At 64.0% G+C, this 20,352-nt stretch carries 31 protein-coding genes, 1 tRNA gene and 1 pseudogene; 16 read left to right on the top strand and 17 right to left on the bottom strand.

Annotation, left to right across the window (positions count from 1 at the left end; genetic code table 11):
- The coding region (locus tag AX724_RS15365) for a LysR family transcriptional regulator (protein WP_156448097.1) at positions 1-430 on the bottom strand (430 nt) is incomplete at its 3' end.
- A gap of 128 nt (positions 431-558) precedes the next feature.
- On the opposite strand from AX724_RS15365, the gene AX724_RS24100 reads away from it, so the two are divergent.
- The 5 genes from AX724_RS24100 to AX724_RS24745 all read left to right on the top strand — a co-directional run bounded on the left by AX724_RS24100 (position 559) and on the right by AX724_RS24745 (position 4,998).
- On the top strand, positions 559-717 hold the full coding sequence (locus AX724_RS24100) for a hypothetical protein (protein ID WP_197421596.1): 159 nt from the start codon (positions 559-561) through the stop codon (positions 715-717).
- Positions 718-776: 59 nt separating this feature from the next.
- Positions 777-1,541, top strand: a complete 765-nt coding sequence (gene otsB / locus AX724_RS15360; protein ID WP_066767969.1) for a trehalose-phosphatase — start codon at positions 777-779, stop codon at positions 1,539-1,541.
- Between the two features lie 104 nt (positions 1,542-1,645).
- Entirely contained in the window at positions 1,646-3,415 is a 1,770-nt protein-coding gene (locus AX724_RS15355) for a glycoside hydrolase family 15 protein (RefSeq protein WP_269454162.1), read from the top strand.
- Between the two features lie 10 nt (positions 3,416-3,425).
- The gene (gene otsA / locus AX724_RS15350; protein WP_066767966.1) at positions 3,426-4,832 is read left to right on the top strand and encodes an alpha,alpha-trehalose-phosphate synthase (UDP-forming); all 1,407 of its coding nucleotides are present in this window, start codon (positions 3,426-3,428) and stop codon (positions 4,830-4,832) included.
- A 31-nt stretch (positions 4,833-4,863) separates the two neighbouring features.
- The gene (locus tag AX724_RS24745) at positions 4,864-4,998 is read left to right on the top strand and encodes a hypothetical protein (RefSeq protein WP_269454161.1); all 135 of its coding nucleotides are present in this window, start codon (positions 4,864-4,866) and stop codon (positions 4,996-4,998) included.
- Between the two features lie 51 nt (positions 4,999-5,049).
- Here AX724_RS24745 and AX724_RS24095 read toward each other — a convergent pair whose 3' ends face one another.
- Positions 5,050-5,217, bottom strand: a complete 168-nt coding sequence (locus AX724_RS24095; RefSeq protein WP_197421595.1) for a hypothetical protein — start codon at positions 5,215-5,217, stop codon at positions 5,050-5,052.
- 103 nt (positions 5,218-5,320) lie between these two features.
- Here AX724_RS24095 and rpiB point away from each other — a divergent pair, with 103 nt between their 5' ends.
- From rpiB to AX724_RS15330, 4 genes and pseudogenes are all read left to right on the top strand, one after another.
- A complete protein-coding gene (rpiB, locus tag AX724_RS15345) occupies positions 5,321-5,758 on the top strand; it encodes a ribose 5-phosphate isomerase B (protein WP_066767964.1) in 438 nt (145 codons plus the stop codon).
- Between the two features lie 11 nt (positions 5,759-5,769).
- Positions 5,770-7,071 carry a serine hydroxymethyltransferase gene (glyA, locus tag AX724_RS15340; protein ID WP_066767962.1) on the top strand — a complete coding sequence of 434 codons (1,302 nt, stop codon included), beginning with the start codon at positions 5,770-5,772 and terminating at the stop codon, positions 7,069-7,071.
- Positions 7,072-7,165: 94 nt separating this feature from the next.
- Complete coding sequence (gene nrdR / locus AX724_RS15335; RefSeq protein ID WP_066767959.1) at positions 7,166-7,627, top strand: transcriptional regulator NrdR; 462 nt, start codon at positions 7,166-7,168, stop codon at positions 7,625-7,627.
- Between the two features lie 16 nt (positions 7,628-7,643).
- A pseudogene (locus tag AX724_RS15330) lies at positions 7,644-8,348 on the top strand (RNA methyltransferase); the annotation flags it as partial.
- Here AX724_RS15330 and AX724_RS15325 read toward each other — a convergent pair.
- Positions 8,345-8,641, bottom strand: coding sequence for a chorismate mutase (locus AX724_RS15325; RefSeq protein WP_066767955.1), 297 nt, complete (start codon positions 8,639-8,641; stop codon positions 8,345-8,347). The pseudogene AX724_RS15330 and the gene AX724_RS15325 overlap by 4 nt on opposite strands.
- 232 nt (positions 8,642-8,873) lie before the next feature.
- Between AX724_RS15325 and rpsD the strand changes: the two genes are divergently transcribed.
- Both rpsD and AX724_RS15315 read left to right on the top strand, forming a co-directional pair.
- The gene (gene rpsD / locus AX724_RS15320; protein WP_066767953.1) at positions 8,874-9,488 is read left to right on the top strand and encodes a 30S ribosomal protein S4; all 615 of its coding nucleotides are present in this window, start codon (positions 8,874-8,876) and stop codon (positions 9,486-9,488) included.
- 132 nt (positions 9,489-9,620) lie between these two features.
- Complete coding sequence (locus tag AX724_RS15315) at positions 9,621-11,294, top strand: M28 family metallopeptidase (protein ID WP_066767952.1); 1,674 nt, start codon at positions 9,621-9,623, stop codon at positions 11,292-11,294.
- Between the two features lie 12 nt (positions 11,295-11,306).
- Here the strand turns inward: AX724_RS15315 and AX724_RS15310 are convergent, their stop codons facing one another.
- Positions 11,307-11,759: a DUF6265 family protein gene (locus AX724_RS15310; protein ID WP_066767949.1), complete on the bottom strand. Its 453-nt coding sequence runs from the start codon at positions 11,757-11,759 to the stop codon at positions 11,307-11,309.
- Between the two features lie 97 nt (positions 11,760-11,856).
- On the opposite strand from AX724_RS15310, the gene AX724_RS15305 reads away from it, so the two are divergent.
- The 5 genes from AX724_RS15305 to AX724_RS15285 all read left to right on the top strand — a co-directional run bounded on the left by AX724_RS15305 (position 11,857) and on the right by AX724_RS15285 (position 14,547).
- On the top strand, positions 11,857-12,843 hold the full coding sequence (locus AX724_RS15305; RefSeq protein ID WP_066767947.1) for an agmatine deiminase family protein: 987 nt from the start codon (positions 11,857-11,859) through the stop codon (positions 12,841-12,843).
- 17 nt (positions 12,844-12,860) lie between these two features.
- The gene (gene aguB, locus AX724_RS15300) at positions 12,861-13,709 is read left to right on the top strand and encodes an N-carbamoylputrescine amidase (protein WP_066767946.1); all 849 of its coding nucleotides are present in this window, start codon (positions 12,861-12,863) and stop codon (positions 13,707-13,709) included.
- Positions 13,710-13,713: 4 nt separating this feature from the next.
- Entirely contained in the window at positions 13,714-13,923 is a 210-nt protein-coding gene (locus AX724_RS15295; RefSeq protein WP_066767944.1) for a hypothetical protein, read from the top strand.
- A 16-nt stretch (positions 13,924-13,939) separates the two neighbouring features.
- Complete coding sequence (gene folK / locus AX724_RS15290; protein ID WP_066767941.1) at positions 13,940-14,449, top strand: 2-amino-4-hydroxy-6-hydroxymethyldihydropteridine diphosphokinase; 510 nt, start codon at positions 13,940-13,942, stop codon at positions 14,447-14,449.
- 22 nt (positions 14,450-14,471) lie between these two features.
- Positions 14,472-14,547: transfer RNA gene (locus tag AX724_RS15285), tRNA-Lys, on the top strand.
- A 223-nt stretch (positions 14,548-14,770) separates the two neighbouring features.
- On the opposite strand, the gene AX724_RS15280 is transcribed toward AX724_RS15285, so the two are convergent.
- The 13 genes from AX724_RS15280 to AX724_RS24090 form a co-directional block, all read right to left on the bottom strand.
- Positions 14,771-15,118 carry a hypothetical protein gene (locus tag AX724_RS15280; RefSeq protein WP_066767939.1) on the bottom strand — a complete coding sequence of 116 codons (348 nt, stop codon included), beginning with the start codon at positions 15,116-15,118 and terminating at the stop codon, positions 14,771-14,773.
- Positions 15,115-15,357, bottom strand: a complete 243-nt coding sequence (locus tag AX724_RS23420; protein WP_156448096.1) for a hypothetical protein — start codon at positions 15,355-15,357, stop codon at positions 15,115-15,117. The genes AX724_RS15280 and AX724_RS23420 overlap by 4 nt, the downstream gene beginning before the upstream one ends.
- Positions 15,347-15,877, bottom strand: a complete 531-nt coding sequence (locus tag AX724_RS22925) for an HNH endonuclease signature motif containing protein (protein ID WP_197421594.1) — start codon at positions 15,875-15,877, stop codon at positions 15,347-15,349. The genes AX724_RS23420 and AX724_RS22925 overlap by 11 nt, the downstream gene beginning before the upstream one ends.
- Positions 15,864-16,340, bottom strand: coding sequence for a hypothetical protein (locus tag AX724_RS15270; RefSeq protein WP_156448095.1), 477 nt, complete (start codon positions 16,338-16,340; stop codon positions 15,864-15,866). Before AX724_RS15270 ends, AX724_RS22925 begins: the two co-directional genes overlap by 14 nt.
- Positions 16,337-16,477 carry a hypothetical protein gene (locus AX724_RS23415; protein ID WP_156448094.1) on the bottom strand — a complete coding sequence of 47 codons (141 nt, stop codon included), beginning with the start codon at positions 16,475-16,477 and terminating at the stop codon, positions 16,337-16,339. Before AX724_RS23415 ends, AX724_RS15270 begins: the two co-directional genes overlap by 4 nt.
- Positions 16,478-16,512: 35 nt before the next feature.
- Positions 16,513-17,799: a hypothetical protein gene (locus AX724_RS15265; RefSeq protein WP_066767933.1), complete on the bottom strand. Its 1,287-nt coding sequence runs from the start codon at positions 17,797-17,799 to the stop codon at positions 16,513-16,515.
- Positions 17,799-18,029 carry a hypothetical protein gene (locus tag AX724_RS15260; protein WP_066767931.1) on the bottom strand — a complete coding sequence of 77 codons (231 nt, stop codon included), beginning with the start codon at positions 18,027-18,029 and terminating at the stop codon, positions 17,799-17,801. Before AX724_RS15260 ends, AX724_RS15265 begins: the two co-directional genes overlap by 1 nt.
- A gap of 59 nt (positions 18,030-18,088) precedes the next feature.
- Positions 18,089-18,541, bottom strand: coding sequence for a DUF7694 domain-containing protein (locus tag AX724_RS15255; RefSeq protein ID WP_197421593.1), 453 nt, complete (start codon positions 18,539-18,541; stop codon positions 18,089-18,091).
- Positions 18,541-18,960 carry a hypothetical protein gene (locus AX724_RS15250; protein ID WP_066767929.1) on the bottom strand — a complete coding sequence of 140 codons (420 nt, stop codon included), beginning with the start codon at positions 18,958-18,960 and terminating at the stop codon, positions 18,541-18,543. Before AX724_RS15250 ends, AX724_RS15255 begins: the two co-directional genes overlap by 1 nt.
- Entirely contained in the window at positions 18,953-19,297 is a 345-nt protein-coding gene (locus tag AX724_RS15245) for a hypothetical protein (RefSeq protein WP_066767926.1), read from the bottom strand. The genes AX724_RS15250 and AX724_RS15245 overlap by 8 nt, the downstream gene beginning before the upstream one ends.
- The gene (locus AX724_RS15240) at positions 19,297-19,767 is read right to left on the bottom strand and encodes a hypothetical protein (protein WP_066767924.1); all 471 of its coding nucleotides are present in this window, start codon (positions 19,765-19,767) and stop codon (positions 19,297-19,299) included. Before AX724_RS15240 ends, AX724_RS15245 begins: the two co-directional genes overlap by 1 nt.
- Positions 19,767-19,946, bottom strand: a complete 180-nt coding sequence (locus AX724_RS15235) for a hypothetical protein (protein ID WP_066767923.1) — start codon at positions 19,944-19,946, stop codon at positions 19,767-19,769. The genes AX724_RS15240 and AX724_RS15235 overlap by 1 nt, the downstream gene beginning before the upstream one ends.
- Positions 19,946-20,352: hypothetical protein (locus AX724_RS24090; RefSeq protein WP_197421592.1), on the bottom strand; the 407-nt coding region annotated here is incomplete at its 5' end. The genes AX724_RS24090 and AX724_RS15235, both read right to left, overlap by 1 nt.

The raw sequence follows: 20,352 nt of genomic DNA, 5'->3' as shown, positions 1-20,352 counted from the left end.
GGATGGCGAGATCGACGCCTTCCCGCGCCAGATCGACCACGGCGTCATCGGCCTGGATACGCACCGCCAGCTGCGGATGCCGCATCTGGAATGCGCCGATACGGGGTGCGAGCCAGAGATGAGCGAAACTGTTGGTGCAACTGATCGTCAGCACCGCCGAATGATCCTGCGTCAGCGCGGCGAACCCGGCGCGCATCTGGTCGAACGCGCGCGTCAGGACAGGTGCGATCTCCCGCCCCTTGTCGGTCAGCAGGACGCGCCGCCCCGCGCGCTGGAACAGGCTGATCCCCAACCGCTCCTCCAATAGCTTGACCTGATAACTGACGGCCGCCTGGGTCATGCCCAGTTCCTGCGCGGCGGCCGTGAAATTTTCCAGGCGGGCGGCGGCTTCGAATACGCGGACGGCGGACAGGGGCGGAAGCGTCGACATATGTTGCACCATAAGTTCAACTTATATGCGATATCCAGCCTTTTGTTGGCACGCGCGCAGGAAAATGGGCAGTTCTCTGCCTGCGGGGATACCGCCCCGTCGAAGCCCGCTCAATCAAGGAGGACATGATGCGCGACGAACATGATGACCGGCTGTGGCAGTCCGGTCGTGCCCAGACTTACGAACAGATCGACCGGCTGCTGAGCCGGATCATGCAATCCTTTTGCGTGCTCCACCAGATCAACTGGTCCGCGCCTTGGAATCCCATGCCGCCATGCCGGCGCTGAAATGGCGGCGGGGTCAAATTTCCGGTTGAAGTTTCGGGGATAGCCGCCACTTTGCGGCCGTGCCCGATTCTGCCCTAGCCCCCGCCATTGCCCTTCCTCCGCCTCCGCTTTCGTTGCTGGAAGGTGCGGCGCTGTTCCTGGATTTCGACGGAACGCTGACGCCGCTGGTCCACAGGCCGGACGCGGTGAGCGTGGACGACATATTGATCGACTTGCTGGCGCGGCTGCGCGACCGGCTGGACGGACGGCTCGCCATCGTGAGCGGGCGATCCATCGCCACCTTGCAGGAACTCGGCTTTGGCGATTTCCAGCTTGCCGGAACCCACGGTCTTGAATTCGCGAAGTCCGGCGAAGCCATCGAAGGCCCCGCCCGCCTGCCCGCCATCGACGCGGTCGAATCCGCCTTTCACGCCTTTGCCGACGATCGGCCCGGCCTGCTGATCGAGCGCAAGTCGATCAGCGTCGGCCTGCATTTCCGGGGCGGGCAGCAATGGGGCGAGCAGGCCGACGCCCTGGCAGAAAGCCTTGCCAAAGAGCATGGCCTGGTCGTCCAGCGTGGCAAGATGATGGTGGAGTTGCGCCCCGGCGGCGCGGACAAGGGCAGCGCGGTCCAAGTCCTGATGCGCCTGCCGGAGATGATGGGGGGTGTCCCCGTCTTCGTGGGCGACGATGTGACCGACGAGGAAGGCTTCGTCGCGGCATCGGAACTGGGCGGCGCCGGCATATTGGTCGGCGCGCCAAGGCCCACTGCCGCGCGCTTTTGTTTGGAACAGGTTGCCGCCGTCAGGCATTATCTTGCGCAAGGGGCTGCCCAGCTTGGCTGACAGGCGGCCCTTGCGCTTGAGATTCGACCAAGGGGGACAGACCGATCAACAGCAGCAGCGATAGCATCTTGGCCGGGAAAGAGCGGACGCTCGACCTCTGGCCCATCGGCAACTGCCAAGCGTCGGCGCTGATCGACCGCACGGGCCGGATGATCTGGGCCTGCGTACCCAGGGTGGACGGCGATCCGGTCTTTTCAGCGTTGCTGGACGACAAGGATTGGGACGATCCGCAATCGCGGGGTTTCTGGGCCATCGAGCTGGAAAACTGCGTCGCGGTCGAACAACATTATATCCGCAACACGCCCATTTTGGTGACGCGTCAACGGGACGCTCAGGGCAACGCGATCGACATCTATGATTTCTGCCCGCGCCACCGGCACAAGGGGCGCATGTATCGGCCCGTCGCCTTCGTCCGCATTGTGCGGCCGGTCGCCGGATCTCCCCGTATCCGCGTGAAACTGCGCCCGACGACGAGCTGGAACGGCGACCCCGTGCCGATCAATTACGGCTCCAACCATATCCGCATGGTCCTGTCCTACATGGCGATGCGCGTGTCCACCAACGCGCCCATCGGCCTTATCAGCCAGGAAAGCTGGTTCCGGCTCGAACAGGATATGCATTTCTTCCTGGGACCGGACGAAGGCTTTTCCGACGCGCTGCGCCCGGCGATCGAGCGGATGCTGGACGACACGATCAACGAATGGCAATTGTGGGTGCGCGGCCTCGCCATCCCGGCGGAATGGCAGGAAGCGGTCATTCGCTCCGCCATCACTTTGAAGCTGTGCCAGCATGAGGAGACGGGCGCGATCGTCGCCGCGCTCACCACTTCCATCCCCGAACATGCGGATTCGGGGCGCAACTGGGATTATCGCTACTGCTGGGTGCGCGACGCTTATTATACGGTCGAAGCATTGAACCGGCTCGGCGCGCTGGATGTGCTGGAATCCTACCTCGTCTATCTGCGCAACATCGTGGACGGGGCAAAGGGCGGTCATATCCAGCCGCTTTACGATGTGCGCGGCAATGCGACGCTTACGGAATGGGAGGCGGAAAGCCTGCCGGGCTATCGCGGCATGGGGCCGGTCCGCGTCGGCAACGCGGCCTACAACCAGATCCAGCACGACGCCTACGGCCAGATCGTGTTGTCTTCGGTCCAGGGCTTCATCGACCAACGGCTGCTCCGCATGGCCGGTCATGCCGATTTCGAGGCGCTGGAGATGGTAGGCGAGCGGGCATGGCAGGTTTATGACCAGCCGGACGCGGGCCTGTGGGAATTTCGCACCCGCACCCATGTGCACAGCTACAGCGCCGTCATGTGCTGGGCGGCGTGCGATCGTCTGGCCCACGCCGCGACGGCGCTCGGCCTGGAGATGCGGGCGGCGCACTGGCAGAACCGCGCAGATACGATGCGCGAACGCATCCTGAAAAGCGCCTGGCGCGACAGCAGCCAGGCGATCTCCGCCAATTTCGAGGATGACGCCCGCGACGCGTCCTTGCTCCAGCTGCTCGACCTGCGCTTTCTGACGGCTGACGATCCCAAGTTCGTTGGCACGCTCGCCGCGCTGGAGGCGGACCTGAGGCGCGGGAACAACATGCTGCGCTACAGCGCACCCGATGATTTCGGCGACCCGGTGACGGCCTTCAACGTCTGCACCTTCTGGCTGATCGAGGCGCTGCACCGTACCGGCCGCACCGAAGAGGCGCGCAGCCTGTTCGAAGAGATGCTGTCGCGGCGCACCGCCGCTGGCCTCCTATCCGAAGACATCGACCCGCAGACGGGCGAACTGTGGGGCAATTACCCGCAAACCTATTCCCTGGTCGGCATCATCAACTGCGCCGTGCTGCTCAGCAAGCCGTGGAGCGCGATGCGATGAGACGCCAGCCATGAGCCGTTTGATTGTCATTTCCAATCGGGTCAGTCGCCCGAACAAGTCCGGAAATCAGGGCGGGCTCGCGGTCGCGCTGGCGCAGGCGCTGCGGGAGAGCCGCGGCATCTGGTTCGGCTGGTCCGGGGAAACGACCGAAGCCTTCACCGGCCATATCGGCTTTGCCGAAGATCAGGGGGTGAAGACCGCCACGATCGACCTGGAAGAGCAGGATGTCGACGAATATTATAACGGCTATGCCAACAAGACGCTTTGGCCGCTGTTCCACTTCCGCATCGACCTTGCTGAATATGCTCGCGATTTCGAGGGCGGCTATAATCGCGTCAATAAGCGGTTCGCCGAAACCGCCAGTCCGCTGATCGAGCCGGATGACGTCATCTGGGTGCACGACTATCACCTGATCCCGCTGGGGCAGATGCTGCGCGACCAGGGGCTCAAGAACCGGATGGGCTTCTTCCTCCACATCCCCTGGCCACCCACCCGCCTGCTTGTATCCCTGCCCCACCACAGCAAGCTGGTCAGCACGCTTTTCGCCTATGACGTGGTCGGTTTCCATACCGAGGAATGGCTTGAATCCTTCCGCCACTATGTCGAACGGGAGATGGGCGGGACGGTGGATGGCGACTATATCACCGTGGGCGACCGTACGATCCAGGCCATCGCCTGCCCGATCGGCATCAATGCCGAGGAATTCAAAAACGCCGCCGACAGCGAAACGGCGCAGGCGATGTTCCGCAAGGTGCGTGCGTCCCTGCAGGACCGGCCGCTGATCGTCGGGGTGGATCGGCTGGATTACAGCAAGGGCCTGGAAGAGCGCTTCAACGGCTATGCCCGTTTCCTGCGCGACCATCCCGACCGGCATCGCAAGGTGGTGCTGACCCAGATCGCGCCCCCTTCACGCGGCGACGTGGAGAGCTATCAGCACATTCGCGCGACGCTGGACGCGCTCGCCGGTCGCATCAACGGTGAATATAGCGATGTGGACTGGACCCCCATCCGATACGTGAACCAGGGCTATCCGCGCGACGAACTGGCCGGCATCTATCGAGCTGCCAAGATCGGGCTGGTGACGCCGCTGCGCGACGGCATGAACCTTGTCGCCAAGGAATATGTCGCGGCGCAGGATCCCCAGGATCCCGGTGTCCTCATCCTGTCGCGCTTTGCAGGCGCGGCGATGCAGTTGCGGGATGCGCTGCTCATCAACCCGTATAGCCCGGAGGAAATGTCCGACGCGATCCTGCGCGCGCTCGCCATGCCGCTGGAAGAGCGGCAGCGGCGCTGGCGGGCGATGATGGACAGCGTGGAACAGCAGGATATACGCTGGTGGCGGGAAGTCTTCACCGGCCGCCTTGCGGCTGTGGAGCGCGTACCAGCGTCGGCGGAAACCGAAGACGCCGCCGGTTGAACCCTGCCGGTCGCGTCGCTAAGCCGGACCCATGGAGCATGACGCCGAAGACGATCCGACCGGCCTGTGGCCTGCCATTCGCGCCCGATCGGGCGTGATCCTTGGCGGAGTGGGCCTGGTCGCCTGGCTGGCGCTGATCTGGTTCATGTTCGGGGACGTATTGTAAGTTGATCCTCCTGCCAGGGGCGGATCGCGCATTGGCGAGACGTCGGTGCCTTCACCCCATCGGCATCGCGCTGATCGCTACATTGCCGAACATCACCAGCCCCGCCACGATCATCAGGGCCCCACGCTTGCGGTCCCCGTGTTTTACGATTGCATGGACGCCCCCGCCAGTCAGCAGAGCGCCCGCAAGCATGAGAATGGAAAGAATGGTTCCGGCCATGCCGCGGCCATAGGCGTCAAGCTGGACGGTGGCAATTGCCGGCCCGTCCCCCTATGACGCGCGCAGAAACGAATCACCTGCCGGTGAAGGGACGCGCCCACCCATGAAGATCGCCATCGCCTCCGATCATGCCGCCGTCGATCTGAAGGCCGAGCTTGCGCAATGGCTCCGCGATGAAGGGCATGACGTGAAGGATCTGGGGCCGGCAACCGCCGACCGGGTCGATTATCCCGATTATGGTTACAAGCTCGCGACGGTCGTGGCGGACGGCACGGCTGATCGCGGTATCGCGCTCTGCGGATCCGGCATCGGCATCTCCATCGCGGTCAACCGCAATCCCGCCTGCCGCTGCGCGCTGGTGGGCGAACCGCTCTCCGCCGCGCTGGCGCGCGAACATAATGACGCCAATGTCCTCGCCATGGGCGCTCGATTGACTGGCGTCGACATGGCCAAGGCCTGTGTCACCGCTTTCCTGACCACCGATTTTGGCGGCGGCCGTCACGGCCCGCGCGTCGATAAACTCTCCAATCCCGCGCTCTGAAAGGACCAGAGATGAGCACCGACACCCTCTCTCCCGCTATCCGCCAGGACGGTTTCTTCAGCGAAGACCTCGCCAGCGCAGACCCCGAAATCTTCGACGCGATCGGCAAGGAACTGAAGCGCCAGCAGGACAAGATCGAACTGATCGCGTCCGAGAATATCGTGTCCAAGGCCGTGCTGGAGGCCGCCGGCTCCATCTTCACCAACAAATATGCCGAGGGCTATCCGGGCAAGCGCTATTATGGCGGCTGCGAATATGCCGATGTGGTGGAAACGCTGGCGATCGAGCGCGCCAAGCAATTGTTCGGCGCGAACTTCGCGAACGTCCAGCCCAACAGCGGCAGCCAGATGAACCAGGCCGTGTTCCTGGCGCTGCTCCAGCCCGGCGACATCTTCATGGGCCTCGACCTTTCGTCGGGCGGCCACCTGACCCACGGGTCGCCGGTCAACATGTCCGGCAAGTGGTTCAAGCCGGTGGCCTATGGCGTCCGCCAGGACGATCACCTGATCGACATGGACGAAGTCGCCCGCATCGCGCGGGAGAACAAGCCAAAGCTCATCATCTGCGGCGGCACGGCCTATTCGCGCGTGTGGGACTTCAAGCGGTTTCGCGAGATCGCGGACGAGGTGGGCGCCTATCTGCTGGCCGACATGTCGCACTTCTCCGGCCTGGTGGCCGGCGGCGCGCACCCGTCGCCGGTGCCGCACGCGCATGTCACCACCACCACGACGCACAAGTCGCTGCGCGGTCCCCGCTCGGGCATCATCCTCTCGAATGACGAGGCGATCGCCAAGAAGCTGAACAGCGCGATCTTCCCCGGCCTTCAGGGCGGGCCGCTGATGCACATCATCGCGGCCAAGGCAGTCGCGTTCAAGGAAGCGCTGACGCCCGAGTTCAAGGCCTATGCGCACCAGATCGTGGCGAATGCGAAGGCGCTTAGCGAGACGCTGGCCGACGCCGGCCTGTCCATCGTGTCGGGCGGCACCGACAATCACCTGATGCTGGTCGACCTGCGGGGGAAGAACACCACCGGCAAGGCGGCGGAAAAGGCGCTCGACCGCGCCTACATCACCTGCAACAAGAATAACGTGCCGTTCGACACGGCAAGCCCGTTCGTGACGTCGGGCGTTCGTCTTGGCACGCCGGCCGGAACGACGCGCGGCTTCCGCGAGGCCGAGTTCCGTGAGATCGGCCGCCTCATCGCCGAGGTTGTCGAAGGCCTGAAGCGCAACGGCGACGAAGGCGACGGCCAGGTCGAGGCGCATGTGCGGGAAAAGGTGCTGGGCCTGACCGGCCGGTTCCCGATTTACTAAGGGCGAGGAGAGCCGTTCGTTTCGAGCTTGTCGAGAAACGGGTCTCACGCCAGGGTTTCTCGACTTCGCTCGAAACGAACGGAGAATGATGTAAATGCGCTGCCCCTTCTGTTCCCATGAAGACAGCCAGGTGAAGGACAGCCGTCCGACGGAGGACAATGCCGCCATCCGTCGCCGCCGCCAGTGCGAGGCATGTGGCGCGCGGTTCACCACGTTCGAACGCATCCAGTTGCGCGACATCTGGGTGGTGAAGAGCGAGGGGCGCAAGGAAGCCTTCGACCGCGACAAGCTGGCCCGCTCCATCGGCATCGCCTGCCGCAAACGGCCCATCGATCCCAGCCGCCTGGAAAAGCTCATCTCCGGTATCCAGCGCCAGCTCGAAACCAGTGGCGAAAGCGAAATCCCCGCGCGCGCCATCGGCGAAATGGTGATGGAGGGCTTAAAGCGCCTGGACAGTGTCGCCTATATCCGCTTCGCCAGCGTCTACAAGGATTTCACTGACGCCAAGGATTTCGAGGAATTTGCGGGCACCGTGCAGGAGGTGGCGCGTGAGTGACGCTGCCTCCTCCACCCCCGTCATCGTCCTTGTCCGTCCTCAGCTCGGCGAGAATATCGGGAAGGCTGCGCGCGCGATGCTGAATTTCGGGCTCACCGAAATGCGGCTGGTATCGCCGCGCGATGGCTGGCCCAATCCCGACGCAGGGCCGGCCGCGGCTGGCGCGGACGTGGTTCTGGATGGCGCGCAGGTCTATGAGACGCTGGCGGACGCGGTGGCCGACTGCGCCCATGTCTATGCGACCACGGTCCGCAAGCGCGGCGTGACCAAGCCGGTCGTGACGCCCGAGGAGGCGGCGCGCGAAATCCATGCTGCCCAGGGGCGCAGCGCTTATGTCTTCGGCCCCGAGCGCTCCGGGCTGGAGACAGAGGATGTCGCGCTCGCCCGCACGATATTGACGGTGCCGATCAATCCGGATTTCGGCTCGCTCAACCTGGCGCAGGCGGTGATCCTGTGCGCCTATGAATGGTCCAAACAGGCGAAGCTGGCGCAGCCGACCGTCACCGACCTTGGCGAACCCGCCCCGCAGGAGGAACTGGAGGGCATGATCGCCCAGTTCGAGACGCTGCTGGAGGGGGCCGGCTATTTCTTCCCGCCCGACCGCGCGCCCGCGACGAAGCGGACGCTGCGCAACCTGCTGACGAAGCCCGGCTGGAACCATCTGGAAGTCCGCACCCTGCGTGGCGTGCTGTCTTCGCTCGGCAATCCACGCTCGCGTTAGCCTCTGGTCCGGTCAAACGCCTCCATCTCATAGGCGATGGACAGTTCGACCAGATGATCCCACAGGTCCGCGATCATCCCGCCCGGCAGTCCGACCGCTTCCGCCTCGGCACGGGCATTAGCGATCACCTCCGCCTTGCGCGCTTCGTCGCGGACGGCGCCGCGATCCTGCTTGATCCGCGCGGCCGCGCGCATATGGGCGAAACGCTGGGCCAGCAGGGCGACGATCTGGCGGTCCAGATTGTCGACGCCCGCGCGCACCTGCGCCATGGTCGTATAGCTTTCGGGGTTCATGGGAGTGGACCTAAGCCGTCCGGCACGGCCTGTCGAGGGCTTGACATGCCCGCTTCCCCTCGTCATAGGCGCGCCTTCGCAATTGGCTCCGCACTCCGGTGAAGCGGTGGCCCTGCCCCTGAAATACGGGATACAGGCGATACCGGAAATAACATTCGCCTTCCCCGAAAAGTGGGAACCGGTTTTCGGATCAGGAAGGCGAACAACGTCAGAAGCATTTGAGGAAAGATTTATGTCGAAGCGTTCCAGCGCCAAGTACAAGCTCGACCGCCGGATGGGCGAAAACATCTGGGGTCGTCCGAAGAGCCCGGTCAACAAGCGGGAATATGGCCCCGGTCAGCACGGCCAGCGCCGCAAGGGCAAGATGTCCGACTATGGTATCCAGCTTCGCGCCAAGCAGAAGCTGAAGGGCTATTACGGCGACATCACCGAAAAGCAGTTCAAGAAGAACTATGTCGAGGCTGCCCGTATGAAGGGTGACACTGGCCAGAACCTCATCGGCCTGCTGGAACGTCGCCTCGACGCGGTCGTGTATCGCGCCAAGTTCGCCCCCACCATCTGGTCGGCCCGTCAGATCGTCAGCCACGGTCACATCTATGTGAACGGCGTGAAGTGCAACATCGCGTCGCGTCTGGTGAAGCCGGGCGACGAGGTCACGCTGGGCAAGAAGGCGCAGGAAATGGCGCTGGTTCTGGAAGCCCAGAGCCTGCCCGAGCGCGACATCCCTGACTATGTGTCGCCCGATGGCACCGCCAAGGTCACTTATGTCCGCGTACCCACGCTGGACGAAGTGCCCTATCCGGTGAAGATGGAGCCGAACCTGGTCGTCGAATTCTATTCGCGCTAAGTCCTTCGGACAAAGACTTCAGAAAAGGGCGGCCCCGCAAGGGTGCCGCCCTTTTCCTTGCGCGCAACAATCTTGCGCGCCTTGCTGGGCGGTGGCATCACCTGGCCAGTTGTAAAACAGAGGGATCACCCCATGCGCAGTTCCATCGCCGCGATCGCCGCCATCCTCGCCCTTTCCTCCCCCCTCGTCGCGCAGGCCGCGCCGGCGAAGGCAGCCGCCGCGAAGAAGGGCGTGGATCCTTCCATCGACACGATGAAGCGGCTGGTGAAGGAACTGTCTTCGGATGCCTATGAAGGCCGCGCGCCCGGCACGCCCGGCGAAGACAAGACGCTTGCCCTGCTCGCCGCCGACTTCGGCAAGCTGGGCCTGAAGCCCGGCAACAAGGGCAGCTGGTTTCAGGACGTTCCGCTGGTCGAGATCAACGCGAAGAATGTCTCCCCCCTCACCTTCTCGGGCGGCAAGGCCGCCATCACGGCTGCCTACGGCCCGGAGATGGTGATCGGCACCTATCGCACCACCCAGCCGCACATCGAGGTCAAGGACAGCCCGGTCGTATTCGTGGGCTATGGCATCAACGCGCCCGAAAAGGGCTGGAACGACTATGCCGGCCTGGATGTGAAGGGAAAGACGGTCATCATCCTGGTCAACGATCCCGATTATGAGACGCAGGGGCTGACCGGCCCGTTCAACGGCCGGGCGATGACCTATTATGGTCGCTGGACGTACAAATATGAGGAAGCCGCGCGGCAGGGCGCGGCCGCCGCGATCATCGTCCACGACACGATCCCCGCTGCCTATGGCTGGAACGTGGTCCAGTCGAGCTGGACTGGCGCACAGCACGTCGCCGACAGCGCCAACGGCAATGCCGACCAGTCTCAGGCGATCGGCTGGATCCAGAAGGACAAGGCGGCGGCCCTCTTCGCCAGCGCTGGCCTTGACCTCGACCAGCAGATGGCGGCGGCCAAGCAAAAGGGCTTCAAGGCCGTACCGCTGACCGGCGTCACCGCCAGCGTCTCCTTCGACAATGACCTGCGCAAGCATAGTTCGAAGAATGTCGTCGCGCTGCTGCCGGGCAAGACGCGGCCGAACGAATATGTGCTCTACAGCGCGCATTGGGACCATCTGGGCCACTGCCAGGCCGCGCCCGATGGCGACGACATCTGCAACGGCGCGGTGGACAATGCCACCGGGACCGCGGCGCTCGTGGCGCTGGCTGAGGCCAATATGAAGGCCGGACCTACTGACCGCAGCCAGGTGTTCCTGGCGGTGACGGGCGAGGAATCGGGCCTGCTGGGATCGGCCTATTATGGCGCGCATCCGGTATTCCCCTTCCGCCAGACGGTGGGCGGCGTCAACATGGACGCGCTGAGCGTCGCGGGTCTTGCCAAGAATGTCGTCGTCATCGGCAAGGGCAAGTCACAGCTCGACGCCTATCTCGACCGCGCGCTCGCCGCGCAAGGCCGCGTCGCCACGCTGGAACCGACGCCGGAAAAGGGCTTCTACTACCGATCCGACCATTTCAGCTTCGCCAAGCACGGGCTGCCGATGCTCTATTTCGAGGGTGGCGAGGATCTGGTGAAGGGCGGCACGGCGGCCGGCATGGCCGCGGCGGAGGATTATACCAAGAACCGCTATCACGGGCCGAAGGATGAATATGATCCCAACTGGGACTGGAGCGGCGTGCTCGCCGACCTGAAGCTCTATTATGCCGTGGGCCGTGACTTGGCCACCACGAAGGACTGGCCCAACTGGGTGGCGGGCGACGAATTCCGCGCCATCCGCGACAAGGACCGGGCGGCGAAATAAGGACAGTCGGGCCTATTCCCCCGCCGGGGAATAGGTCCAGCTTTGCGCGCCGCTGCCGTCCATGTTCGACGTTTCCGCCATCAACAGCCGCCCTTCGCGCCAGTAGCGGATGCGCTGCGGATAATCATGGGCGGGATTGGCGAAGATGATGTCGCGCACGCCCTGCTCCACCGCCGGAAATATGGTCGCCGCCCCGCCCTCCGGCGCAGCGTGGAAGGCGAGCGTGCCGTCGCCCGCGCGCACGATCCGCATCACTTCCCAGCCCGACAGGCTCTCGCCGCGCCCTGTGCGCCCCACCCCGATCATCACGCCGCCGCGCGGCAGCGTCCATACCTCCTCGGCCCAGCGATCGCCACGTTGCTGCTGCCATTCGCCGGTAAGCCAATCGGGCAGGTCCGCCGCCCCTGCTGCACCCGCCCGCATCAGCAGCAATGCCGCCGCGACGATTGAAACTCCTGCCTTCATGGCTTTCGCCCTCTGTCCAGATACGGTCCAGCGCGTTATGGAGCGCGCACCATCCCGATATCACGGATCGGCCCGCGCCGAGCAAGGACGAGATTTCATGACTTTCCGCATGCCCGCCGAATGGGCGCCGCACGACTGGACCTGGATCGGCTTCCCGACCAACCCCGCCGAATGGCCGGGCGCGTTCGATGCCGCGCGCGCGCAGATCGGCGCCTTCGCCAGCGCCCTTCACGCCGATGGCCGGGGGGAAGAAGTCCGGCTGGTCGTGGACAACGAAATGGACGCATCGATCGCGCGTGAAATGACCGCTCCGGCTGTCCACATCATTGTTCAGCATCTGGGCGACATATGGCTGCGCGACACCGCGCCGATCGCCGTGCTGGACGGGAAAGGCCACCGCGCGCTGGTCGATTTCGGCTTCAACGGCTGGGGCGGCAAATATCGCATGCCCGGCGACGAGGATATCGGCGCGCGGCTGGCGGCCACCACGGACCTGCCGACGCAAACCCAGCATTGGGTGTTCGAGGGCGGTGCGATCGACACGGACGGAACCGGCCTGTTCGTGACGACCGAGCAATGCCTGCTCAACCCCAACCGCAACCCGGACCTGGACCGGGGCAAGATCGAAACCTTGCTGGCGGGCAGCCTCGGCCTTTCGGACATGCTATGGCTGGGCGACGGGCTGATGAACGACCATACGGACGGGCATGTCGACAATCTCGCCCGCTTCGTCGCGCCGGGGAAGCTGGCATTGCCGGTGGCGACGAGCGACGACGATCCCAACGCCGCCATCTATGCCGACGCGCGCGCGCGCGCAAAAGCGCATGGGGTAGAGGTGGTGGACATTCCCTCCCCCGGACGGGTCGAGATGAATGGCGAGGCGATCCCGGCCAGTTACATGAACTTCTACGTCGGCAATGCGGCGGTCATTGTTCCCGTCTACGGCCGCCCCAACGATCAGGCCGCGCTCGACGCGCTGCGTCCCTTCTTCCCCGGCCGGGATATTGTCGGACTTCGCAGCGATGCCATATTATCCGGCGGCGGCAGCTTCCATTGCTGCAGCCAGCAGATGCCCTCCCTCTGAGCCGATCGGGAAAGAGAATGACCAAGGTTACCGTCGCCGCGCTCCAGCTCGCCTTCTCGGACGATATGGACGACAATATCGCCATGGTCGCCGACCATGTGCGCAAGGCGGCCGTGCGCGGCGCGAAGATCGTCCTGCCGCCCGAACTGTTCGAAGGCCCCTATTTTTGCAGGCAGGAGGACGAGGCGCTCTTCTCTACCGCGCAGCCGACCGACAGCCATCCGGCGGTGCAGGAGATGCGCAAGCTGGCGAAGGAACTGGGCGTCTATGTCCCCACCAGCTTTTTCGAGCGCGACGGGCATCATTATTACAACTCGCTCGCCATGATCGACGATGCAGGCGAGATCATGGGCGTCTATCGCAAGAGCCATATCCCCGACGGGCCGGGCTATGAGGAGAAATATTATTTCCGCCCCGGCAACACGGGCTTCAAGGTCTGGAACACCCGATACGGCACGATCGGCGTCGGCATCTGCTGGGACCAATGGTATCCCGAAAGTGCGCGGGTAATGGCGCTGATGGGAGCGGAAATGCTGTTCTACCCGACCGCGATCGGCTCCGAGCCCTATGACGCCGACCTCGACACCAGCCGGATGTGGCGGCGCGCAATGATCGGCCATGCGGTCAGCAATTGCATGCCTGTGATCGCAGCCAACCGCATAGGTGACGAGGAAGGGCAGCTCTTCTATGGCCACAGCTTCATCAGCGACGAATGGGGCGATTTCCTGGCGGAAGCCGATGCGAAAGACAATGGCGCGCTGGTCGCCACGCTGGACCTCGCCAAGGCGAAAACGCACCGCGCGGGTATGGGATTCTTCCGCGACCGGCGGCCCGAACTCTACGCCCGCATCGCGCAGGACATCTGAGACAATGGCGGACGCCGAGCCGGACGAATTGACCCGCCCGCAGAAGCGATTCCTCAAGCGCCTGTATAATGGCCGCACGGTTCCCGTCCTCGTGGACCAACGGCCGTTCCTCACCTATCGGGACGCTACCTGCTTCCTGCTGGCCTTGCCCCCGGACGCGCGCGAGGCCGCCTATACGGCGATGAAGGCGCAGGAGAAGGAGGACCGGCGCTAAGCCGGGTCACGGTCCCATGGCTCTGCACGACTATGCGCTGGCGCTGGGTTCCAATCGTCCCTTATCCGCCCGCCGCGCGCCTGCGCGGCTGCTGTCGGAAGCGGCAAGGCTGATCGCCGAAACGATGCGGGTGGTCGCTTTGTCGCCCACCATCTTGACGCCGCCGCTAGGTCCGTCCTCCCGCCTGTTCGCCAACGCCGCGCTTCTCGTCCAGAGCCGGCTGACGCCGCCCGAGATGCTCGCCTTCCTGCAAGGCATCGAAATGCGCCTCGGCCGTCGGCGGCATCGTCGCTGGGGCGCGCGCAGCATGGATATCGACATCATCCTGTGGTCAGGCGGGGCATGGCGCAGCAGGACGCTCATCATCCCGCACGCCGCCTGGCGCGACCGCGCGTTCGTGCTGACGCCGCTTGCCGCCATAGGGCCAGGGCTGCGCGACCCTTTGTCCGGCTTGACCGTGCGACAGCTCCACGCCCGGCTGCAAAAAGCCAAAGCCAAGGTTGACCATCGCCCCCGCCGCCATTAGGGCGACCTCCACCCCATGAGGCGGGCCCTTAGCTCAGTCGGTAGAGCAACTGACTTTTAATCAGTAGGTCGCTGGTTCGAATCCAGCAGGGCTCACCATCGGAACCCTTGTAATATAAGGGTTTTTCGGCTGGCGGCGTTTTGTCTTTCGACATTCGTTTCGACAGCCATTTCGACAAATTTCGTTTGTTCACGGGGCGTTCTCAGGCGCCTGCTTCTGCTTGTCACATCGGCGACAGACAAAATTTGCCGCCCTCTGATTGTTTGCAGCCCGAACAGGTTGCCGCGAGGTGCAGATGAGGGCCTATGCGTTCGTTCGCCATCACCCCTCTCCCCTATCGGCCTCGACGCTCTGCACTTGGGGAGCGGGCTTGGATGGCATGAAAGACCAATCCGCAAAGCACTCGCCAAAGCCTATGCTTAGTGTGTAGGCAACGCGCCCGTGGTTCTTGATGGTCGGCTCGCCAATCTCATCGACCGCGAACTGCGACAGCACATCGTCCAGAACTTCTCGTGGTGTCGAAACGTCCTCGCGCCACGGGATCGCGATCACATCGAAGTCGCGGGCCATGGACCCATGAACAGCCAGCGCGTAACCGTGCTTGCGGGCGATCTCTGCGAACTGTGGATAGAGCGCCGCATACCACGGCGCAAAGTTGGCGGGCTTCATTTCGCCCCTCCATCGGCATCGGGGGATTTGGCGGAGGCGAGGCGCAAGTGGTCGCTAGACATTTGTGCCGCTGCCTGACGGATCAGTTCGTAAGCAACGTCGCCCTTTTCGCCTTCAAGCGGGTCGGCCGATGTCAGATCAGCGAAAGTCCCCAAGCGCTCTATAAGAGCTGCTCGGCGTTGATCCTGCGCTTCCCCATCGGGTTGACGCGGCTGGGTGGAGAGTTTTTCATTTGTCATGTCCAACCCTCTCATGTGGGACGAAGTTGGAGTAATAGGCCGCTTTGCGAAGCTTGCCTTTGTCACCCTCCCATGATTTCCGTAGCTTCCGGCATGCCAAGCATGACCGTTCAATGGTCACAGAATTTCCAAACACTCGCACCCGCCGTTTAATGTTTTCGCCAATAAGCGGATGCCCATGTTTGCAATGGGTTTTGGCCGCATTTTTCGCCGGGGGAGCGGTGCCGCGAAGGATGTTTTCCTTGTTGGTTACAGGCTCAAGGTGCGCTGGATTTACGCACCCATGGTTCCTGCATGTATGGTCTAAAACCAGCCCATCAGGGATGCGGCCCACCAGCGCCTGATAAGCGTACCGATGCGCCACACACGTTTTGCCATTGGCGGAAAATGTGCCGTATCCAGGCTTCTTGCTGTTTTTCAACGGCATTCTTTTGCCGTTCCAATTCCAGCATTCGCCAACGCCTTGCTTATCTACAAGCGTCCAAAAATAGGACTTGGTTTCTTCGTCAAGCATCGGCATCCCCCGTCCCGACCGCATCGGCGGCGGGTTGAGAGAGGGCGCGTTCAGCGATGGTCCGCAGGCGATGCGCCACCCAATCATTCAGCTTCATGCCTTCGCGCTGACTGGCCTTCTCCATCAATTCGATGGTCTGCGCCTCAACGTCTCGCAAGGTCAGCCCCTCACCAGCAGCAGCGGTCGGGTGGGCGATCTTGCCGAGAGCGGTTTCGACCCATCCATCATCGGGTGATCGGTCAGTGGCACGTTCTGTTTGGATGATCGGGGGGATACCGAACTGAGCGTGACCAGGATGCTCATACATCCAAGCCACAGCCTCCCCGGCATCGGGTCGCGAGGATAGGGCGCGCCACTCGTCATCAGCCTTGTGAAGGGCGTCCATGGACGGGAATTTGAACACCATCTCGTATCGGCCTTCGCCAGAGACAGTCGTGCGAAACGCAGCGCGCAGATTTGGCATACTCATAGCTTGCGGACCTCATAATATTCACCCGCGAACCGGCGCTCGAACCACTCCAGCCACAGGATTTCATCGCCGATCTTGACCGGCAGAAAGGCAAAGCGCTTGCGCCAGCCATCGTCTTGCTTAGCGGGCCACTTCACGGCTCCAGCGCTTCCACCAGCTTATCGGTCATGGTCTACGATCCCTTCTCATCGCGCTCACCGAGCGCCTGGATGTGCTGGCGCCGGACGAGGGCGATGCGCCGCCCCTTCTCCGCCGTCGCCTTGTTGTAGGTCTGCGTCTGGGCCAGCGTCTTGTGGCCGGAGATGGGCCGGACGTCCGTTTCGCCGGCGTCGCCGATCTCTGTGATCCCGCCATGCCGGAAGCCGGTGAAGGTCATCTGCTTGGGCAGGCCCGCCTTGTCGCAGATCCGGCGATGCACGGTTGACATCCACCGCGGGTCGAACGGCTTGCCGTTCCGCCCGTCCAGGATCATAGCGCCCGTCGGCTGGCCGAACTCATCGCGCGCCGCATACAGGCGCAGCGCCATCAGCTCCGCCTCCAGATCGGGATAGAGCGCCACCGTCTCGCCTTCGACCTCGATCGTGAGATCGAGCCATACGGGGTTGCCAGTCTTCCGCTGGATCAGCGCCAGGGCGATGCCGGGCTTGTAGACGGACCATTGCAGGCCCGGCGGCGGCTCGCGCCCCTCCGCCACCGCCTCATCGTCCGGCCAGAAGCCGAAGACGTGGCTGACACGCTGGCAGGCCTCGAAGCATAGCGCGGCGGCGGCGGCCATGTTCTGATAGCCCATCGCGCGCGCCGTCTCGCGGTAGAGGTCATATTCCGCGCGGCTGGTCGGCCGGTTCTCGCCCGCGGCGGTGCTGATCAGGCCCATGCCGGCGAAGGGGTTATCCTTGACACCCGTCGTGCGCTTGTGGCGGACAGCCCACTTCCACACCAGGCGGCAGACCTGCATGGCATAAGTGCCCTCACGGTCGCCCTTCTCGGCCCGCAGCTTGGCATAGAGGGCGTCGGCCGATTCCCCGTCCATGTTGGACGCGAGGCGATGGCCCAGCTTGCCGCCGCTCTTCGTGGGATAGGCGACGAGCATGTCCATCAGCCGCCTGTAGTCGCGCTGCGTCTTCGGCCTGTTCTTCGTGAAGCGCTCCTGGCCGCGATACCAGTCGAACAGCCAGGCGATCGATCCGGGCCGCAGGGTGCGCCGCTCAACGCCGAGCCGCCATTCCTTCAGCGCCTCGTTGAGCGCCTCCGCCTTCTCGACAGCGCCGTCATGGCTCGTGCCGAGTGCGGTTGACTGGAGCGGGCATAGCGCGCCGTGGCGGACGGCCGGGACCGTCTTGCCGGTCTTCGCGTCCTTCGCCGTCGCCCAGCTGGGCAGCTTCCAATAATAGGCATAGGCGCCCGAAGCCAGCTTCACGCGGCTGGTATATGCGGGCAGCCTGACAATCGCTTTTGCCATCAGAAGTCGATTCCGCCCTTCCCTTCGCGACCGAACAGGTCGGCGAGCGCAGCGTCCAGTTCGCTCCGCAGCGCGATCGCCGCGCCGCGCGGGCCGCGCGTGCGAAAGCGCACCTTGCCGACGCGCTCCCATTCCTTCATCTGGTCGGCGCTCACGCCCGTGTAGGCGAGCGCCAGGTCGCGGGTCATGCCGGCCGGCCAGTCGGGTAGCTTTTCAAGCGCTAGGCCCATTGGCAACCTCCCGAGAGACGTTGATTGGATCGACATAAATCGCGAGTCTATGGATCGTGTCATGACGCTGCCCTCCCGTTCTTCCACATGAAGGCGGGAGGTTCGGGCAGCACGAAAAGGTGCCGCAGGTTGGCGACATTCACCTCGCTCGCCAGCGGCGGGTAAATCTCGACAGCCGCCTTGTCGGCAAAGCCGGCGAGGTTCTTCAGGTGCTGGAGATCGCCCCAGCTGATGCCGTCCTTCCAGCGACCGGAAGCCTTGTCGTAGGCGCAGCGTTGAACCGAGAGGCGAACGATGCTGCCAGCCTCTTGGTAGACCTGCACCATGAAGTCGCGCGATCGCAGGACGCGGATGAGCTTGTCAGGGGTGCGCGGTGGCCATTCGGCGCGCGGCACCTCGACGAGGCTGTTGACCGGATAGCGGCGGTTCTCCTGCTCCATCTGGCGCAGGGCGGCGCGGCTGGGGTTAAGATCTTCGCTGCGCGGCGGGCGCGGCGGGGACCAGCGTTCCATCAATCCGGCCTCCCGATCATGATGTTGTGAGCCGCCACCAGCGCGCTGATCGTGCCCATGGCGGTGTCGTTCTCGCCGAAGCTGGCGACCACCGTCCGCGCGCCCGTCTCATCGTCAACGGCGAGGATGTGGATGCCGTCGGCCGGCCAGATCTCGTTATCGCCAAGCGGGCCGCTCTGCCGGTCACTCTCGATCCAGCGCTTGCCCCAATTATCGGTCAGCAACTGCAGCGCGACGTCGAACGGGTCGGGCGGATAGAGCGGCACGCCATGCTCCGCGCAGACCTTGCACAGTTCGACCTGGCGCCGGCAGAGGAAGTAGCTGCCGCCGTACTGCTGGATGGCGTGCGCGGGGCCGTACTTGCCCATGCGAATGGGTACGCCGCTGATGGTTTCGAGATCGGCGCCGAACTTAGACACTGGCGGTCTCGCTGGGCGACGCGATGCGCAGGTCAATGTCCATGCCGATTGTCGACTTGACCGCCTGCGCTACCGCTTCGGCGTCGATCGTCACTGGCGATGCCGGCTCGGCTACATCGATGCGAGCGATGATGCTGGGCGCTTCGAACAGCGCCAGCGGCAACGTCATCTTGACGTTGATCGCCCGCTCGCTGCGATCGAGCGCAGGCTCGCCCGCGGTGAGCTTGACGGTCGGCCGGCGGTTCCAGTTATTGGGCGCTCCGGGGTAGATCGTCAGCCAACAGTCGATGTGCACGACGTCTTTCTCGACGTGACCGAAGCGCGCGGGGCCCGACATCACACCATCTCCCCGCATCCGCGCCCGACCAGCTCGCCGTTCTCGCCGGCGGTGAAGTCGCGCAAGTGAACCCAGCCCTTGGGGCAGTCGAAGCCCCAATCGCGGACCTTGGGACCGGTGAAGAACAGGGAGATGCAAGGCTGCCCGCCGATGAGTTCGAGCCGGTGCATGTCGGTCGCTTGGCGCTTGATGAGATCGCCCGGCAGGCGGATGAACGTGCCCGCGGGCGTGATCTCGCGATAGCTGCCGGAGATCACGTAGGAGACATTCTCCCAAGGGTGATCGTGCAGCGCGCGGTCGTCATCGTCGCGAAGGATGCGGTGCAGGTAGACGTTCTGCTGCTCATTGCGCGGGATGATCCACCAGCGCTCCAGATAGGCGGGATCGCCGATGATGAAGTCGGCCGGGGCGGACATGCGGCGCGCTGCCCATGCCTGCATGTCTTCGAGGGTGGCGTAGCCGAGGTTCATCAGAACGGCACTCCGTCGTCATAGGGATCGAAGGTGGGGACGCGATGCTCACCTTGCACCTTTTCAGCAGTCGCCCGTTCATCCAAGATCATGCCCGCGATGTCATATGCGCACATTTCGGCCAGCGAATGAGCAAGAGCGGATCGCTCGGGGGTGGCGTCGGGCAGGACGTCGCTCATCACGCAACGCCCTGCCGGATCATCTCCAGCCGACCGGTCGCCTCTTCCTTCGACAGGAAGAACATAGCGGCGGCATCCGTGCCCAGGAGAAGTGCGCCGGCAGTGGCCGGGCCGACTTCCTTCTCAAGCGCATAGCCTTCCTCGCCCTTGAGATGAACCGCCCAGCCGGCGATGCAGTGCGCCGTCCCGCACGCATGCCAGTCGGACATGGTAAAATTCTCCGGCGCGGCGAGCGCATGCTCGGCAACCTGTTTCATCAGCGCGGCCTGATCCTCCGGCTTGGCGAGCGGCTGGCCGTTGATGGTCGCCAGGTTTGGCGCGTGCAGTTTCCCACGAGGTTTGATTTCGAGGGAGCCGCCGATGCTGGTGACCTGCGGCAGATCGCACGTCGCGCCCTCGCTGACGT

Origin of the sequence: Sphingobium sp. CCH11-B1 (assembly GCF_001556865.1) — a bacterium.
Lineage (GTDB): Bacteria > Pseudomonadota > Alphaproteobacteria > Sphingomonadales > Sphingomonadaceae > Sphingobium.
The sequence above is the reverse complement of the archived record's forward strand: the minus strand, read 5'-3'. Positions and strand labels throughout refer to the sequence as shown.

Bases quoted from the DNA above. Each gene is read 5' to 3' on its own strand.
- AX724_RS24100 (WP_197421596.1), top strand. From the start codon at position 559: ATGCGCGACGAACATGATGACCGGCTGTGGCAGTCCGGTCGTGCCCAG.
- otsA (WP_066767966.1), top strand. From the start codon at position 3,426: ATGAGCCGTTTGATTGTCATTTCCAATCGGGTCAGTCGCCCGAACAAG.
- AX724_RS24745 (WP_269454161.1), top strand. From the start codon at position 4,864: ATGGAGCATGACGCCGAAGACGATCCGACCGGCCTGTGGCCTGCCATT.
- AX724_RS24095 (WP_197421595.1), bottom strand. From the start codon at position 5,217: ATGGCCGGAACCATTCTTTCCATTCTCATGCTTGCGGGCGCTCTGCTG.
- rpiB (WP_066767964.1), top strand. From the start codon at position 5,321: ATGAAGATCGCCATCGCCTCCGATCATGCCGCCGTCGATCTGAAGGCC.
- glyA (WP_066767962.1), top strand. From the start codon at position 5,770: ATGAGCACCGACACCCTCTCTCCCGCTATCCGCCAGGACGGTTTCTTC.
- nrdR (WP_066767959.1), top strand. From the start codon at position 7,166: ATGCGCTGCCCCTTCTGTTCCCATGAAGACAGCCAGGTGAAGGACAGC.
- AX724_RS15325 (WP_066767955.1), bottom strand. From the start codon at position 8,641: ATGAACCCCGAAAGCTATACGACCATGGCGCAGGTGCGCGCGGGCGTC.
- rpsD (WP_066767953.1), top strand. From the start codon at position 8,874: ATGTCGAAGCGTTCCAGCGCCAAGTACAAGCTCGACCGCCGGATGGGC.
- AX724_RS15315 (WP_066767952.1), top strand. From the start codon at position 9,621: ATGCGCAGTTCCATCGCCGCGATCGCCGCCATCCTCGCCCTTTCCTCC.
- AX724_RS15310 (WP_066767949.1), bottom strand. From the start codon at position 11,759: ATGAAGGCAGGAGTTTCAATCGTCGCGGCGGCATTGCTGCTGATGCGG.
- AX724_RS15305 (WP_066767947.1), top strand. From the start codon at position 11,857: ATGACTTTCCGCATGCCCGCCGAATGGGCGCCGCACGACTGGACCTGG.
- aguB (WP_066767946.1), top strand. From the start codon at position 12,861: ATGACCAAGGTTACCGTCGCCGCGCTCCAGCTCGCCTTCTCGGACGAT.
- AX724_RS15295 (WP_066767944.1), top strand. From the start codon at position 13,714: ATGGCGGACGCCGAGCCGGACGAATTGACCCGCCCGCAGAAGCGATTC.
- folK (WP_066767941.1), top strand. From the start codon at position 13,940: ATGGCTCTGCACGACTATGCGCTGGCGCTGGGTTCCAATCGTCCCTTA.
- AX724_RS15280 (WP_066767939.1), bottom strand. From the start codon at position 15,118: ATGAAGCCCGCCAACTTTGCGCCGTGGTATGCGGCGCTCTATCCACAG.
- AX724_RS23420 (WP_156448096.1), bottom strand. From the start codon at position 15,357: ATGACAAATGAAAAACTCTCCACCCAGCCGCGTCAACCCGATGGGGAA.
- AX724_RS22925 (WP_197421594.1), bottom strand. From the start codon at position 15,877: ATGCCGATGCTTGACGAAGAAACCAAGTCCTATTTTTGGACGCTTGTA.
- AX724_RS15270 (WP_156448095.1), bottom strand. From the start codon at position 16,340: ATGAGTATGCCAAATCTGCGCGCTGCGTTTCGCACGACTGTCTCTGGC.
- AX724_RS15265 (WP_066767933.1), bottom strand. From the start codon at position 17,799: ATGGCAAAAGCGATTGTCAGGCTGCCCGCATATACCAGCCGCGTGAAG.
- AX724_RS15260 (WP_066767931.1), bottom strand. From the start codon at position 18,029: ATGGGCCTAGCGCTTGAAAAGCTACCCGACTGGCCGGCCGGCATGACC.
- AX724_RS15255 (WP_197421593.1), bottom strand. From the start codon at position 18,541: ATGGAACGCTGGTCCCCGCCGCGCCCGCCGCGCAGCGAAGATCTTAAC.
- AX724_RS15245 (WP_066767926.1), bottom strand. From the start codon at position 19,297: ATGTCGGGCCCCGCGCGCTTCGGTCACGTCGAGAAAGACGTCGTGCAC.
- AX724_RS15240 (WP_066767924.1), bottom strand. From the start codon at position 19,767: ATGAACCTCGGCTACGCCACCCTCGAAGACATGCAGGCATGGGCAGCG.
- AX724_RS15235 (WP_066767923.1), bottom strand. From the start codon at position 19,946: ATGAGCGACGTCCTGCCCGACGCCACCCCCGAGCGATCCGCTCTTGCT.